The 956-nt window shown below is 74.2% G+C and carries 2 protein-coding genes; one reads left to right on the top strand and one right to left on the bottom strand.

What is annotated here, in order from left to right; genetic code table 11:
* Positions 1 to 425, bottom strand: a 425-nt coding sequence (locus tag ROTAS13_RS25055; RefSeq protein ID WP_075823708.1) for a helix-turn-helix domain-containing protein, incomplete at its 3' end; no start/stop codon positions are given.
* A gap of 128 nt (positions 426 to 553) precedes the next feature.
* Between ROTAS13_RS25055 and ROTAS13_RS25050 the strand changes: the two genes are divergently transcribed.
* Positions 554 to 956, top strand: a 403-nt coding sequence (locus tag ROTAS13_RS25050) for a cation transporter (protein ID WP_171979248.1), incomplete at its 3' end; no start/stop codon positions are given.

Below are 956 nucleotides of genomic sequence, written 5' to 3'. Positions count from 1 at the left end.
GCCCCATGGCGCGGATCGCCGCAATGCCCGTGCCCGAAATCCGCCAGCGTCTCCAACACCCGGCAATCCTCCGTCACCCCGCAATCCCCCGGCACCGCCAGCCGCGACAGCTCCGCCCGCAGCGCCAGCAGCCGCGCCACGCGCCGGTCGATCTCCGCCATTTGCGCCCGGGCGATGCCATGCGCCGCCGTGCAGTCCAGCCCCGGATGCTCCGCCAGGTGCAGCAGCTCGCGGATCGCCGGCATGGCGAAGCCCAGCTCCCGCGCATGGCGGATGAAGCCCAGCCGCCGCAGATGCGCCAGGCCGAAGACCCGGTGGCCGCCCTCGCTCCGCAGCGCCGGCGGCAGCAGCCCCTCCGCCTCGTAGAAGCGGATCGTGGTGGCCTTCACCCCGGTCCGGCGCGACAGCTCACCGATGGCCAGCATTCCGCTCCCTTCCGCCGCCCGCCGTTCCGACATGCCTGCCTCCCGCACCGAAATCCGCCATATCGCCTCTTGAACCTCCAGCCGCTGGAAGTCCCACCTTTCAGGCCGAACGAGCGGAAGATGGTGCGATGACCGGAGCCGATACAAGCGAGGAACGCCTGTCCTGGCGGGTCCAGGGCATGGACTGCCCCTCCTGCGCCGCCAAGGTGGAGAAGGCCGTTGCCCGCCTGCCGGGCGTCCATTCCCCCCGGCTGAACTTCACCGCCGAGCGCCTCAGCCTCGCCCTCGCCAAGGGCATCCAGGCCGAGGCCCTGGCCGCCCAGGTGGAAAGCAGCCTCGCCGCCCTGGGCTACCAGGCCCGCCGCCTCCCCCCGCGTCCGGCGCCCGCCCCGGCCAGCGACCAGGCGCACGGCCACCGGCACGGCCCCGGCCCCTCCTCCGCCACCGAGGCATCCTGCTGCCGCCCCGGCGACGCCGGCTGCTGCGGCCACCACTCCGGCGCCGGCCACCCGCCGCACGACCACGGGCACG

Origin of the sequence: Roseomonas sp. TAS13, from assembly GCF_001950415.1 — a bacterium.
Taxonomy (GTDB): domain Bacteria; phylum Pseudomonadota; class Alphaproteobacteria; order Acetobacterales; family Acetobacteraceae; genus Roseomonas; species Roseomonas mucosa.
Note: the sequence above shows the minus strand (reverse complement) of the source record. Positions and strands in the feature narration are given on the sequence as shown.